Here is a 13,759-nt window from a genome sequence, read left to right as displayed (position 1 = left end):
GTTGCAACTGATGACGTTAGAGCACGACGCTCGGCAGCCACAGCGAGATGGCGGGAATGTAGGTGACCAGCATCAGCACCACAAACAGCGCGACGTAGAACGGCAGCAAAGCTTTCACGGTGGCTTCGATAGTGACTTTGCCCACCGCGGCACCGACGAACAGCACCGCACCCACCGGCGGTGTTATGAGCCCGATCCCCAGATTGACCAGCATGATCATGCCGAAATGCACTGGGTCAACGCCGACACCGACGATTACCGGCAACAGGATCGGAGTCAGGATCAGAATCAGCGGGGCCATGTCCATCACAGTGCCCAGCAGCAGCAACATGACGTTGATGCACATCAGGATCACGTAGCGGTTGTCCGAAAGGGTCAGGAACGCCGTGGTGATCTTCATCGGGATTTCCATCAGCGTCAGGATGTACCCGAAGCTGGCGGCAAAACCGATGAGGATCATCACTATGGAAATGGTCCGTGCGGCCCGGTGCATCAGCTTGGGCAGATCGCGCCATTTGTAGTCGCGATAGATGAACATGGTGACGAAGAACGCCCAGAGCACGGCAATGGCGGCCGACTCGGTGGCGGTGAAAATACCCGACAGAATGCCGCCGAGAATGATGACCATGGCCATCATGCCCCAGAGCGCTTCACCGGCAATTTTCAGCGCCTTGCGCAGCGGAATCACTTCACCCTTGGGGTAATTGCGCTTGCGCGCGAAAATCATGCACAGGCCCATCATCACTGCGCTGAGCAACAGACCCGGCATGATCCCGGCCATGAACAGCGAAGCAATCGATACCGTACCGCCTGCCGCCAGCGAATAGAGCACCGAGTTATGGCTGGGTGGCGTCAGCAAGGCCTGAACCGAGCCGCTGACGGTCACTGCCGTCGAGAAGTCCCGAGGATAGCCGTTGCGTTCCATTTCCGGGATCAGCACCGAGCCTACCGAAGCGGTATCGGCCACCGAGGAACCCGAAATCGCGCCGAAGAAAGTGGATGCCACAATGTTGACCAGCGACAGCCCACCGCGCACGAAACCCACCAGCACAGCAGCAAAGGCGACCAGCCGTCGTGACATGCCGCCTTCGGCCATGATTGCCCCGGCCAGCACGAAGAATGGAATCGCCAGCAGCGAAAACTTGTTCACGCCGCCCGCAATCTGGATCATCAGCGCATCGGCTGGAATATCGATCCACCAGGCGCCTATCAGGGCCGAAAGCCCCAGCGCATAGGCAACAGGCATGCCGATGAGAATCAATGCGATGAAGCTGCCCAGCAGTATAAAAGCGTCCATTTATGCGGCACCTTCGCTTTCTTCAATGACATCGAAGCGCATCACCGCGCGATGACTCTGGTCGCCCAGAAACAGTCTTTCCAATACGAAAATCAGGGTTACGATGCCGCCGATGGGGATTGGCAGGTAAGTGATGCCGACCCTCAGAAACGGTAGCTCGCCGACAAACTGATTCCACGTGGTAGCGCACAGCTTGAAGCCCTTGAAGATCATGAACAGGGCCACGATTGCCATCAGGATCTGCACGACCATCGAGGCGCTGCGACGCACCTGTTGCGGCATACGGTCCACGGCCATCGAAACGGCCATATGTGCACCGGCGCGGTAACTGGCGGCAGCGCCGAAGAAGGTAAATACCACCATCAGCAAAATGGCCGTGGGTTCCGGCCAGCTGGAGCCGCTGCCGAGTATGTAACGGGCAAAGATGCCCCAGGGGATGATCAGGGTCATGATCAGCACTGACAGACCGGCAATGCCGATGCAGACCCGATAAATCGTGTCGTTGATGCGCAATAGCGTATTTTTCATTGGGCTCACCACTGCGGCGGCGAACGAGCTTTTACTCATTCGCGCAGCATAATCGGACAGGCTTATTGGGCCGCTTGGGTACCGGGTGCAGCCAGTGCCGGATTGGTCTGGACCGCTTCGATGCGGCTGATCAAATCCTTGTAAGGCGCACCGAATTTGTCACGCACCGGCTGGGTGGCGTCGTAGAAGGCTTTCTTCTGCTCCGGCGTCAGGGTGATGAACTCCACGCCTGCTGCCTTGAGTTTGGTTTCTGCGTCGGCCGAAGACTTGTCCCACAGCGCGCGCTCTTCCATCTGAGCTTCACGCGCGAGCTTTTTCACCAGCGCCTGTTGTTCCGGCTTGAGCTTCTCCCAGGTGGCTTTCGCCATCACGATGGGCTCGGGCAGAATCAAGTGCTCGGTAATCGTGAAGAACTTCGCGTTCTGGTAGTGGTTGTGCTGGTAATAGGTCGGCGGGTTGTTTTCCGCGCCATCGATCACGCCGGTTTGCAGGGCGCTGAAGATTTCGCCAGTGGCCATGGCGATGCCGTTACCGCCCATGTCATTGATAGTTTCGATGAATACCGGGTTGCCCTGAACACGAATTTTCATGCCTTTGAGGTCGGAAATCTGGCGCACCGGTTTCTTCGTGTACAGGTTGCGGGTGCCGCCATCCATCCAGGCCAGTGCGACCATGTTGAATTGCGAGTTGGTGATCTTGTCGAGAATTTCCTGGCCGATCTCGCCGTCGATAATCGTGCGCATGTGCGCTTGATCACGGAACACGAACGGCAGGTTGAAGACGTTGACGTCCGGCACGACCGGGCCGACGATGCCCAGGCTTACACGGGTCATCTGCACGGCACCACTCTGGACCTGTTCAACGACTTCCTTCTCGGAGCCGAGCACGCCGCCAGCGTACATCTTGAAGGTAATCTCGCCCTTGGATTGCTCTTCGAGTTTCTTGCCCATGTTCTGTTCCGCCACGACCGGCGCGTAGCCTGCGGGGTGAACCTCGGCGAACTTGATTTTGACTTCTGCCTGAGCCATGCCTGACACGCAGAAGGCCAACGGAAGTGCAGCGATGAGAAGCTTGCGTTTGAAATCCATGGATATCTCCGATTTTGTTATTTTTGGTCGAGCTATGGGATTTTCGTTGGGCACTGTCAGCCCTGAAACTCGGGTTCCTCCAGGCCTTTGACACCAGGGCGCAAAGCGAACAGACCACCGGCGAATGGCTGGTCGCTGATATCGCCACCCGGGCGAATGGACGTTACGAACAAGGTATCGAGATCGGGGCCGCCAAAAGCGCACATGGCCGGTTTTTTAACCGGCACGACCAGCGAGCGGTCGAGTTTTCCGTTGGGCGTAAAACGGTGGATCAGGCCCGCATCATTGCCGCAGATCCAGTAGCAGCCATCGGTGTCGATTGCTGCACCGTCAGGGCGGCCCAGGTGGTGGTTCATGTCCACGAACAGGCGACGGTTGTGCGGCGTGCCGCTATCGGTGTCGTAATCGAAAGCCCAGATCTTCTGCACGCTGGGATGCGAGTCGGACAGGTACATGGTCTTGCCGTCCGGGCTGAACGCCAGGCCGTTGGGGACAATGAAGTCCTTTAAATGTGCATCGAGTGTCTTCTGCCCGGCGCTGTAGCGATACATCGCACCTACCCCTGCGCCTGCTGCCATGTCCATCAGCATGGTGCCGGCCCAGAAGCGTCCTTGCCGGTCGCATCGGCCATCGTTGAAGCGCATGCCTGTCTGTGCATGTTCGACGCTTGCCAGAAGAGTACTGATCAGGCTGCCGTCTTCGCAGGGCTGCAGATGATAAATGCCGTCTTCCATCCCCGCAATCCAGTCGCCGCGGCTGTCGGCTGCGATGCAGGCCAGCATCTGCGGCGCTTTCCAGCTGCGTATGCTGCCATCGGCGAAGCTCCAGCGCAGTAAGGTGCCCTTTGGAATATCCACCCAGTACAACGCTTGGTCATGTGCACTCCAGACCGGGCTTTCGCCAGTGGCGTTTTGTGCATCTACAATCAGTTCGGCATCCATGACAGGTCGTATCTCCAACGTTCTGCAACCAGAGTTCTGTAGTCGGAAGGGGCTGTTTATTGATCGCCGAAGGGGCCGGAGGCCACAAACGCACCGCCCTGATAAACCATCGCCGGGTCGTCAGCCGCAGGCTCCGGTTGGGCTTCAACCTTGGCGCGGAAAATTTCCGAGCTGTCTTTGGGGGTGTAGTCCAGTTTGCTGGCGAAACGGTTGTCCCACCATACGGTCTTGTTGTCCGAAACACCGTAGACCACGGTATGATCGACGTCTGGCGTGTACAGGGAGCGCTCGATCAACTGGGTCAGGTCGCCAAAGCTCAGCCAGGTGCTCATCATTCGACGGTTCTGCGGTTCAGGGAACGACGAGCCGATGCGGATGCTGACGGTTTGGATGCCGTAACGATCGAAGTAGAAGCTGGCCATGTCTTCGCCGTAGGACTTGGACAGACCGTAGTAGCTGTCCGGGCGGCGCGGGGAGTGCGCGTCGATGGTTTCGGTCTGCTTGTAGAAACCGATCACGTGGTTGGAACTGGCGAAGATTACGCGTTTCACGCCATGACGACGGGCCGCTTCATAGATGTGGAATACACCGCAGATGTTGGCACCGAGGATTTCCTCGAACGGCCGTTCGACTGACACACCGCCGAAGTGCACTATCGCGTCCACACCTTCGATCAGGCGGTATACGGCGTCCTTGTCAGCCAGATCGCAGACCTGAACTTCTTCACTGTCATCTACCGCCGGTGCCATCTCGGCAATGTCGGACAGGCGTAGCACGTTTGCGTAGGGGCGCAGTGTTTCGCGCAAGACCTTGCCCAAGCCACCTGCTGCACCGGTCAGCAGGAGGCGATTGAAGGGAGTTTGAGTGGTATGAGCCGATGCCATGAGAAAAGTCCCGATTGTTATTTTTGTCATCTGTTGTCGTATGACTTGCCGAATTATCGGCACCGCATACGCTGATTGTCAACGCGGCCAAAGTATAAAAACGACCTGTGTGCCCGCCTGTGCAGACACATTTGTAACAAGGCAAAACCTGTCCCTGTAGATGGGCTTTCAGGTAGGCTTCGCCAGAGGTTTCACAGCAGCGAAATAGGGTAGCTGATGAACACGCGGTTCTCGTCGAACTCATTGGTGCTGAAATCGCGACACAGGCTGGAGTTGCGCCATTTGACGTTCAGGTTCTTGAGTGCACCGCTTTGTACGGTATACGCCAGTTCAGATTCTCGTCCCCATTCCTTGCCGTCGGTGATGTTGCCGGTATGCACATTGTCGCCGCTGATATAGCGGTTCATCAGGGTCAGGCCGGGTACGCCGAGCACCGCGAAGTTATAGTCATGGCGTAACTGCCAGGACTTCTCCTTGGCGTTGTCGTAGCTGGAGTTGTAACTGTCGTTGGCCAGCGTGCCGCCGCTGGTGCCGTTGACGCGCATCCACGCCGTATCGCCGGTGAGCTTTTGCAGGCCGACATAGAACGTGCTGCCGCCATAGCGCGCCGAGAGCAATGCGTAAGCGGTCTTGTTGTCGAGATCGCCGGCCAGTTTGTTTCCGTCTTCCTTGCCGATGAAGTAACCCAGGTTGGCCCCCAGGGTCCAGTCGCCGATCGGCTGGCTGTGCAGCAGGTTGGAAAAACTGCTGCTGGTAGATGTCCTGTAGCTCCGAGTACCAGACACCTACCTGGGTACGCTTGTCGTTGAAGACATACTCGCCGCCGCCGAAGTTGAAGCGATCGGACGTGAACGCGCCTCGGCCGTTCATCGACATGTCTTCCATGCTTGCATCGTTGCGCGGGCTATTGCCACGGAATTGCCCGCCATACAGCGTCAGGCCGTCGATCTCCTTGGACGTCACCTGACCACCGCGGAAAGTCTGCGGCAACGAACGACCGTCATCGGAGCGCAGAATTGGCAGCACCGGCATCCATTCACCGACTTTCAGTTCGGTTTTGGAAACCCGCGCCTTGCCTGCAACGCCGAGACGGCCGAAATCATCGGCCGGGCGACCGTCGCTGTGGATCGGCAGCAACTGAGTGCCCCCTGTGCCTTTGCCACCATCGAGCTTGAGCGAATACAGGCCCAGCACGTCAACCCCGAAACCGACCACACCCTGGGTGAAGCCCGACTTGGCGTCGAGAATAAAGCTTTGTGTCCATTCCTCGGCTTTGCTCTGCGGAGCTGCGCTGTTGGGAAAGGCAGGGTTAGTGAAGTTGCGGTTGAAGTACGCATTACGCAGCGTAAGTGTGGCTTTGGTATCGTCGACGAAACCCTCTGCCATGCCGAGCATAGGGAAAATAAGTGTCATGCCGCCAATACCCAGCAGGATGCGTGAGCGGGAAGTGTGAGATGTCATTATTGTTTTGCTCCCTTGTTTATCGAAACCGTCCTCTTTTCTGGCCGCGCGCAAGCAGCAGCCGACACCTTTGAGGATTACGTGATGCCTGTTGCCAGGCATGGCCTCGACCGACAGACGGCCGAGTACCGTTCGCCATGTATCAGCGAATGTTATGAATCTGAAAGGATGTCGGGTGCTGCGAAACTGTCGGAACAGATGAGGCTTCGATAATCGGTGGAGCAGACGTACAGACGAGAGTTTTCATGGTTGGCCCAGTCTTGTTTTTATTTTTGGCGTTATAGGTTGTCGTACAACCGCGGTGATATTTGCAGCGCGGCCTCGGTTTGTCAACGCGCTGTTAGTCGAGGTTTACCGATTCACCTGATTTTTAACCCCTCGTAAGGCAGTGAATGATTTGGACTGAACGCTGTGTGCAACCGGGCAGTCCACCTCATAACCCCATTATTTTTTTGGAGCTGCTGCATGAATCGTTTCACCCAGAAAGTTGTTGTCGTGACCGGGGCTGGTTCCGGGATCGGCGAAGCCACCGCCAAGCGTTTTGCCCAGGAAGGTGCAAGCGTTGTACTGGTCGGCCGTAATCGCGACAAACTCGACAAAGTGGCCACGCAGCTGGCGGGCGAAGGGCATTTGGTCCGTGCTACCGATGTGGCGGACCCGAGCGATGTGGAAGCGCTGTTCAAGGAAGTCGCTACGCATTTCGGGCGTCTGGATGTGCTGGTCAACAACGCCGGTATCGTCAAGTCCGGCAAAGTGACCGAGTTGGGCGTAGACGACTGGAAAGAACTGATGTCAGTGGATCTGGATGGCGTGTTCTATTGCACCCGTACCGCCATGCCGGCGCTGATCGCCAGCAAAGGCAACATCATCAACGTCTCGTCGGTTTCCGGCCTGGGCGGTGACTGGGGCATGAGCTTCTACAACGCGGCCAAAGGCGCAATCACCAATTTCACCCGCGCGCTGGCGATGGACCACGGTGCCGACGGTGTGCGCGTCAACGCCGTCTGCCCGTCACTGACTCGCAGCGAACTGACTGAAGACATGCTTGGCGACAAGGCACTGATGGCCAAATTTATGGAGCGCATCCCGCTGGGGCGTCCAGGCGAAGCTGAAGATGTCGGCGATGTAATCGCCTTTCTGGCAAGTGAAGACGCACGCTTCGTGACCGGCGTGAATTTGCCGGTGGATGGCGGATTGTCCGCGTCCAACGGACAGCCGCCGCAAGCTTGATGCCGTCGACGAGAGTCATATGCACGCAGCCCGGAAACGTTCCGGGCTGCTTCGCTACGTTGAATGCAAACCTGTGTTTACACGTGCCTGAAACAAACAAGCCCGGCAAAAGCCGGGCTTGAAGGTTGCTACGGGAGGTCAGATCCGGAAGTGGCTGACCATCGTTTGCAACTGCCCGCCAAGGCGTGCCAGTTCGACGCTGGAGGCAGCGGTTTCCTCGCTGGCCGAGGCGGTTTGCTCGGACACATCGCGGACGTTAACGATGCTGCGGCTGATTTCCTCAGCTACGGCACTCTGCTCCTCGGCTGCGGCAGCGATCTGCTGGTTCATTGCCTGAATGTTGGAGACCGTCTGGGTAATACTGCCCAGCGATGTACCCGCCTGACGGCTGAGCTGTACGCTGCTGACGGTCAGTTCGCGGCTGCTGAGCATGATGCTGGACACCTGGCGCGTGCCGCTTTGCAGGGCTGCAACCAGTGTTTCAATCTCGACTGTGGACTGCTGCGTGCGTTGTGCCAGGCCGCGGACTTCGTCGGCAACCACGGCAAAACCACGTCCGGCTTCTCCGGCGCGGGCCGCTTCGATGGCTGCGTTGAGGGCCAGCAGGTTGGTTTGTTCGGCCACAGCCTTGATGACGTCCATGACCTTGCCGATCTTGTCGCTTTCCTGCTCCAGCTGGTTCATGGCATCGGCCGAGCGACCCACTTCGTTGGCCAGACGCTCGATCTGCACAATCGCTTCGCCCACGACTTTGTCACCGTCACGCGCTTCGCGGTCGGCGTTGGACGCTGCCTGCGAGGCCTGTTCGGCGTTACGAGCCACTTCTGCAACCGTTGCCGACATCTCATGCATGGCGGTGGCCACCTGGTCGGTTTCGACTTTCTGGCTGTTGACGCCGGCGCTGGTCTGCTCGGTAACCGCTGACAGCTCTTCGGCGGCACTGGCAATCTGCACAACGCTGTCGCGGATACCGCCAATCAGCTCGCGCAAGGTGCTGCCCATGCGTTGAATGCCTTGCTGCAGAACGCCCAGCTCGTCACGACGAGTGACTGCCAGGGTCTGGGTCAGGTCACCTGATGCAATACGGTCGACCACTGCCAGAGTTTCCTGCAATGGACGGGTAATCTGCCGGGTGATGATCACCGCTGCAATCATGCCCAGAATAATTGCCAGCAGCGTACAGGTGATCTGCGTAGTGCGAGCCTGTGCGCTTTCCTGATCGCGGCGATCCAGTTGCAGTTGGTACATGGCTTCGCTGATCTTGACGATATCCTGGCCCTGTACGGTCATCTCCTTACGAGCCTGAGCGATGTCGGCAGTTGCGGCCTTGAAGCTCTGCAGGGCTTTGCGGTACGCGGCCAACGAGGTTTCCAGCTGCTTGAGCTGATCAGCCTGGGTGCCGCTGAACGTCGTTTTCAGCGTGTCCAGATCCTTGATGGCAGAATCCAGCCTTGCAACGGCGGTCTGTTCAGTTTCTGCCGTAGGGTTGGTGGTGTAGCCACGCACCTCATAACGCGCGAGCCTGAGGTTTTCCTTTGCATCGGTGACGATCTGGTATTGCTCGAACCGATTGGCATCGGCAGGGTCCATTTTTTTCACTTCAGCCTGAAGCAGCTCAAACACATCAATGCTTTTGCCGGCATTCGTGCTCAGCTCATCACGCGCCACAATGCTGGCCTTGTACCCGCCGCGCATGTTGTTCAGCGATTTCTGGTAGTCAGCGATCACCACTCCCAGTTGCTCGAGCATTTTCACGTTTTCGGGACTTTTGAACGAGGTCAGCAGCTTTTGCTGATAGTTCTTGAAGCCGTCCAGCGAGACCTGAACGGTCTCTGCGACTTTCTCGTCGCCGTCAGCGACCATGTATTGCAGACGGGTCACACGCAGTTTGGTCAACTGGGAGTTGAGCGAAGTAATGTCACTCATCCAGTTGCTGCGATTAATCAGTCCGCTCATGCTGGTCCAGCCAGTCAGCGCAAGAATCGCAGTAAAAACAAGTACTAGACCGAAACCGAGGGCCAGCTTCATATTGACGCTGATGTTTGCAAACCAGCTACTCATTGAATTCTCCAACAACAGCCATTTAAAAGCAGTAGAGCCCCTGAAAGGCATGGCATACAGGTCAGGGGGGAAGGGGGTGGTATACAGACACTATCGGCAGGTGGTGGCCAAGCTGAAATAAAAAAAAGAAAAAGTTTCAAAACGCTTGAAATACTTTTTCAGGCCCTATCGTTCACGGCAATGCACCGCTATAAAGAATCGCTGAAAAGACTGAAATAGAGCGCCGCCTCTCATAGGGTGCGGCAAAATATTGTCTATGCTCGCGACAGTGGAAACCTTACCCGCTTCAGGTTCATTGCTTTTGCAGTGCGTGACATTTTTACGTCACAAGTTGTTCTGGCATCTGAGCCTTCTTCCCGTCACGTTGAGATGCCTTGTCATGAATTTGAAGTTTCGTCATAAAATTCTTCTGGCTGCGTCCGGTGTTGTGGTGTTGGCCTTTGCCTTGTTCACCCTTTACAACGACTACCTGCAACGCACCACCATCAATCAGAACCTTGAGTCCTCGGTGGGCCAGGCGGGTCAGTTGACGGCCAGCAGCGTGCAGAACTGGCTGAGCGGACGCATTCTGGTGCTGGAAAACCTCACCCAGAACGTAGCCTTCCAAGGGGTCAATTCCGACCTGAGCGGACTGGTGTCGCAGTCTTCGCTGGTGTCGACCTTTCAGTTCACCTACGTCGGTGACAGCAAAGGTGTGTTCACCCAGCGGCCCAATGTCGATATGCCGGCTGGCTACGATCCACGTCAGCGGCCCTGGTACAAGTCCACCGTCGACGCCGGCAAAACCATTCTCAGCCCGCCTTATCTGGCTTCCGTGGGCGGCCTGGTGGTGACTATCGCCAGCCCGGTCAAGACTGCAGGCCAGATAACTGGCGTGGCTGGCGGTGACCTGAGCCTGGACACGCTGGTCAAGATCATCAACTCGGTGGAGTTCGGCGGGCTCGGTTACGCCTTTCTGGTCAGTGGGGACGGGCAGATCATTGTCAGCCCGGACAAGGAACAGGTGATGAAAAACCTCAAGGACGTCTACCCGGGCCAGCCCCTCAGTCTGGATGCGCGCCTGCGTGAGGTCACGCTCAATGGTCAGCAGAGGTTGCTGTCGTTTACCCCGATCACCGGGCTGCCTTCGGCCGACTGGTACATTGGTCTGTCGATCGACAAGGACAAGGCTTATGCACCGTTGAGCCAGTTCCGCAGCTCGGCGATGGTCGCCGTACTGATTGCGGTGGCCGTGATTGCCTTGCTGTTGAGCCTGCTGATCCGTGCGCTGATGCGGCCGCTGACCGACATGGGTCGTGCGATGCAGGACATCGCCCAAGGCGAGGGTGATCTGACCCGTCGTCTAAGCATTCAGGGCAAGGACGAGTTTGCCGAGCTGGGTGGCTCGTTCAATCAGTTCGTGGAGCGCGTGCACGCGTCCATCGCTGAGGTCTCCTCCGCAACACTGCAGGTGCATGACCTGTCGCAGCGAGTGGTCAATTCCTCCAACTCTTCAATCGTCGGCTTTGACGAGCAGAGCGCCCGTACCAACAGCGTTGCCGCTGCGATCAACGAACTGGGCGCGGCCACTCAGGAGATTGCCCGCAACGCCTCGGACGCTTCGATTCAGGCCAGTGAGGCCCGCACCCAGGCTGAAGACGGTCAGGTGGTGGTCGAAAAAACCATCCACGCCATGAGTACGTTGTCCGCCAAAATCAGCGACTCGTGCACGCAGATCGAGCAGCTTAACGCCAGTACCGACAACATCGGCCACATTCTGGACGTGATCAAAGGCATCTCGCAGCAAACCAACCTGCTGGCGCTCAACGCTGCCATCGAAGCGGCCCGTGCAGGTGAAGCCGGACGTGGTTTTGCCGTGGTTGCCGACGAGGTGCGCAACCTTGCTCATCGCACGCAGACATCGGCTGATGAAATTCACAAGATGATCGGCGGGCTGCAAACCGGGTCTCAGCATGCCGTGCTCAACATGAATGAAAGCCAGGTGTCGAGTCAGGAAAGTGTCGAAGTTGCCAATCAGGCGGGCAGTCGTCTGCGTGATGTAACGCGCCGCATTGGTGATATCGATGGCATGAACCAGTCGGTTGCCGCTGCCACGGAAGAGCAGACCGCGGTTGTGGAAACACTCAATATCGATATCAACCAGATCAACACACTTAATCAGCAAGGTGTGGCCAACCTTAATGAAACCCTCAAGGATTGTGCCGCGCTTTCGCAACAAGCCGGTCGTTTGAAGCAACTGGTCGACAGTTTCAAGATCTGACCGTACATCCAGTAACAGAGGTCGGACCCTTTATACGGGGTCCGACTATAAAAGCCTGCTCGATGGCAGGCTTTTTTTCACAGATCTTTTTTAACCTCTTTATCGACATGCTTGTCAGCCTTGTGACGTTCCTTGTCATCGTGCTTTGCACCTTTGTCGACCTCGTCAGCATCATGCTTGACGCCCTTGTCCACTTCTTTGGCGTCATGATCAACACCCTTATCCAGCTCACGGTTATCGTGTCGGACGCCCTTTTCCAACTCACTCTCTGCAAAGGCCGCGGGCGCCACAGCGCCAGCGAGGAAGAGAGCGGCAGTCATTGAGAGTACGAGTTTGCGCATGCTTTGCTCCTTGTGAAAAATGCTGGCCCTTCATGAACCATCAATTTCCAGCATAGACCAGACAGACGACGTTGAGGGCTGTGATTCAGCTTCGCAAGCCAAGAAGTTTAAGCACCGTCAGTCCGCATAAACATTCGGACTGTAGCTTCATTGCATCCTCGGCAATGCTATTGGTTTCAATCGACGAAATAGCCCTCCTTCAAAGTTTGATTTATTTTGGAAACGGCTCATCTGCCAATGGCGCAGCTTTCAAGGTGGCCCCATACTGATGGGCCTTACACTTACACGTGCTCTCACATTTTCCCTTGAGGCTAAAATGACTCTACCTCGTCCGATTGTCTCGACGGGCAATGCCGGATTTGACTCGATCCTTAAGGGTGGTCTGCCGAACAACAGGCTTTATTTACTCGAGGGTACGCCTGGAGCAGGCAAGACAACGCTGGGTCTCCAGTTCTTGCTCGATGGGGTGAAGGCCGGTGAGTCCGTGTTGTACTGTAGTGGTCAACTGATCCCGGACACGACGTTAAGGTTTTTCTCGTACTGAGCGGGCGCCATTCCATCATTGAACTGGTGTGGCCGAATCCAGTTGTAACGATGCATCAGGTAATGACTGATATCCCGCTGAGCCTCTTGGACCGTCATGTAGCCCACGGTCGGTATCCACTCAGTTTTCAAGCTGCGGAACACACGCTCCATCGGCGAGTTGTCGTAGCAATTACCCCGGCGGCTCATGCTCTGGCGTATGCGGTATCGCCAAAGCCGCTGGCGAAACTGTCGGCTCCCGTATTGGACGCCCTGGTCGGAATGAAACAGCAGGCCCTGAGGCTTGCCGCGTTGCTCATAAGCCATGTCCAGCGCCTTGATCACCAAGTCCGTATCCGGTTTGTTCGAAAACGCCCAGCCCACCACCCGACGCGCGTAAAGATCCATAACCACCGCCAGGTAATGCCATTTTCCTTGCGCCCAGATGTAGGTGATGTCGCCACACCAGACCTGATTGGGCGCGGGTACATCGAACTCCCGATTCAAAATGTTCGGAATGTCAGGCCGCTCCACTGTTGCTTTTTTATAAGCATGCGAGCCTGGTTGCTTGCTGATTAATCCCAGCTCCCGCATCAAGCTACGCACCTTGAACCGACCGATTTGCTCGCCATCCGCCTGCATCATCGACACGATACTGCGGCTGCCGGCAGCGCCTCGACTTTGCCCGAACAGCTCATTGACTCGGCTAAGTAAACGAACCCGCTCGGCGTCTGGAGACCGACGCCGCAGGCAATGGTTGTAGTAGCACGAGCGAGGTACCTCGAACACTTCGCACAGCAATTCGATTGGCTCATGGACACTGAGCTGATCAATCAGCGCATGCGCTCGTGCTCTTCCGACATCAAGAGCGCGGTGGCCTTTTTTAAAATGGATTTCTCCCGCTCAAGACGGGCGATCCGGGCTTCGAGCTCCTGGATTTTTTGCTGCTCGGGCGTGAGGGCTTTGCTCTGTGGAGTGACACCGTTGCGCTCTTGTTGAAGCTGGTTGACCCAGCGACGCAGCGCAGATTCGACCACCCCAAGCGAGCGGGAGGCTTCGATATGGCTATAGCCTTGATCGAGCACGAGGCCTGCGGCCTCGCGTTTGAATTCAACGGAAAAGGTACGGCGTTGTTTGGTCATCAGA

The 13,759-nt window shown here is 56.9% G+C and carries 10 protein-coding genes and 4 pseudogenes; 4 read left to right on the top strand and 10 right to left on the bottom strand.

Annotated elements, in window-relative coordinates:
- Positions 1-16: 16 nt before the first annotated feature.
- From LJU29_RS22300 to LJU29_RS22275, 6 genes and pseudogenes are all read right to left on the bottom strand, one after another.
- Positions 17-1,297, bottom strand: a complete 1,281-nt coding sequence (locus tag LJU29_RS22300; protein ID WP_054079177.1) for a TRAP transporter large permease — start codon at positions 1,295-1,297, stop codon at positions 17-19.
- Positions 1,298-1,825, bottom strand: coding sequence for a TRAP transporter small permease (locus tag LJU29_RS22295; protein ID WP_002556153.1), 528 nt, complete (start codon positions 1,823-1,825; stop codon positions 1,298-1,300).
- A gap of 62 nt (positions 1,826-1,887) precedes the next feature.
- Positions 1,888-2,913 carry a TRAP transporter substrate-binding protein gene (locus tag LJU29_RS22290; protein WP_005747206.1) on the bottom strand — a complete coding sequence of 342 codons (1,026 nt, stop codon included), beginning with the start codon at positions 2,911-2,913 and terminating at the stop codon, positions 1,888-1,890.
- A 56-nt stretch (positions 2,914-2,969) separates the two neighbouring features.
- Positions 2,970-3,854, bottom strand: coding sequence for a glucurono-1,5-lactonase (locus LJU29_RS22285; RefSeq protein WP_122322988.1), 885 nt, complete (start codon positions 3,852-3,854; stop codon positions 2,970-2,972).
- Positions 3,855-3,910: 56 nt separating this feature from the next.
- Complete coding sequence (locus LJU29_RS22280) at positions 3,911-4,738, bottom strand: NAD-dependent epimerase/dehydratase family protein (protein ID WP_054996611.1); 828 nt, start codon at positions 4,736-4,738, stop codon at positions 3,911-3,913.
- A 191-nt stretch (positions 4,739-4,929) separates the two neighbouring features.
- Positions 4,930-6,199 (bottom strand): annotated as a pseudogene (locus LJU29_RS22275) (OprD family porin).
- Positions 6,200-6,664: 465 nt separating this feature from the next.
- On the opposite strand from LJU29_RS22275, the gene budC reads away from it, so the two are divergent.
- Complete coding sequence (budC, locus tag LJU29_RS22270; protein WP_005746516.1) at positions 6,665-7,429, top strand: meso-2,3-butanediol dehydrogenase; 765 nt, start codon at positions 6,665-6,667, stop codon at positions 7,427-7,429.
- Positions 7,430-7,567: 138 nt separating this feature from the next.
- Here the strand turns inward: budC and LJU29_RS29735 are convergent, their stop codons facing one another.
- Both LJU29_RS29735 and LJU29_RS29730 read right to left on the bottom strand, forming a co-directional pair.
- Positions 7,568-8,272 (bottom strand): methyl-accepting chemotaxis protein, encoded by a 705-nt coding sequence (locus LJU29_RS29735; RefSeq protein WP_369812070.1) that lies wholly within the window; start codon positions 8,270-8,272, stop codon positions 7,568-7,570.
- 198 nt (positions 8,273-8,470) lie between these two features.
- Positions 8,471-9,355, bottom strand: a pseudogene (locus LJU29_RS29730) (methyl-accepting chemotaxis protein); the annotation flags it as partial.
- A 391-nt stretch (positions 9,356-9,746) separates the two neighbouring features.
- On the opposite strand from LJU29_RS29730, the pseudogene LJU29_RS29725 reads away from it, so the two are divergent.
- Positions 9,747-10,844, top strand: a pseudogene (locus tag LJU29_RS29725) (cache domain-containing protein); the annotation flags it as partial.
- Between the two features lie 45 nt (positions 10,845-10,889).
- Positions 10,890-11,750, top strand: a complete 861-nt coding sequence (locus tag LJU29_RS29720) for a methyl-accepting chemotaxis protein (protein ID WP_369812069.1) — start codon at positions 10,890-10,892, stop codon at positions 11,748-11,750.
- 77 nt (positions 11,751-11,827) lie between these two features.
- On the opposite strand, the gene LJU29_RS22255 is transcribed toward LJU29_RS29720, so the two are convergent.
- Positions 11,828-12,091 (bottom strand): hypothetical protein, encoded by a 264-nt coding sequence (locus tag LJU29_RS22255; RefSeq protein ID WP_005747060.1) that lies wholly within the window; start codon positions 12,089-12,091, stop codon positions 11,828-11,830.
- 268 nt (positions 12,092-12,359) lie between these two features.
- On the opposite strand from LJU29_RS22255, the pseudogene LJU29_RS22250 reads away from it, so the two are divergent.
- Positions 12,360-12,584, top strand: a pseudogene (locus LJU29_RS22250) (ATPase domain-containing protein); the annotation flags it as partial.
- Between the two features lie 8 nt (positions 12,585-12,592).
- On the opposite strand, the gene LJU29_RS22245 reads toward LJU29_RS22250, so the two are convergent.
- A protein-coding gene (locus tag LJU29_RS22245) for an IS3 family transposase (protein WP_122320854.1) occupies positions 12,593-13,755 on the bottom strand; the annotation gives its coding sequence in 2 pieces (ribosomal slippage) (positions 12,593-13,500 and positions 13,500-13,755; 1,164 coding nt in all).
- Between the last annotated feature and the right edge of the window lie 4 nt (positions 13,756-13,759).

It is taken from the genome of Pseudomonas ficuserectae (assembly GCF_024584585.1).
Classification (GTDB): domain Bacteria; phylum Pseudomonadota; class Gammaproteobacteria; order Pseudomonadales; family Pseudomonadaceae; genus Aquipseudomonas; species Aquipseudomonas amygdali.
Note: the sequence above shows the minus strand (reverse complement) of the source record. Positions and strands in the feature narration are given on the sequence as shown.

Bases quoted from the DNA above. Each gene is read 5' to 3' on its own strand.
- LJU29_RS22285 (WP_122322988.1), bottom strand. From the start codon at position 3,854: ATGGATGCCGAACTGATTGTAGATGCACAAAACGCCACTGGCGAAAGC.
- LJU29_RS22255 (WP_005747060.1), bottom strand. From the start codon at position 12,091: ATGCGCAAACTCGTACTCTCAATGACTGCCGCTCTCTTCCTCGCTGGC.
- LJU29_RS22295 (WP_002556153.1), bottom strand. From the start codon at position 1,825: ATGAAAAATACGCTATTGCGCATCAACGACACGATTTATCGGGTCTGC.
- LJU29_RS22290 (WP_005747206.1), bottom strand. From the start codon at position 2,913: ATGGATTTCAAACGCAAGCTTCTCATCGCTGCACTTCCGTTGGCCTTC.
- LJU29_RS29735 (WP_369812070.1), bottom strand. From the start codon at position 8,272: ATGTCGGCAACGGTTGCAGAAGTGGCTCGTAACGCCGAACAGGCCTCG.
- LJU29_RS22280 (WP_054996611.1), bottom strand. From the start codon at position 4,738: ATGGCATCGGCTCATACCACTCAAACTCCCTTCAATCGCCTCCTGCTG.
- budC (WP_005746516.1), top strand. From the start codon at position 6,665: ATGAATCGTTTCACCCAGAAAGTTGTTGTCGTGACCGGGGCTGGTTCC.
- LJU29_RS22300 (WP_054079177.1), bottom strand. From the start codon at position 1,297: ATGGACGCTTTTATACTGCTGGGCAGCTTCATCGCATTGATTCTCATC.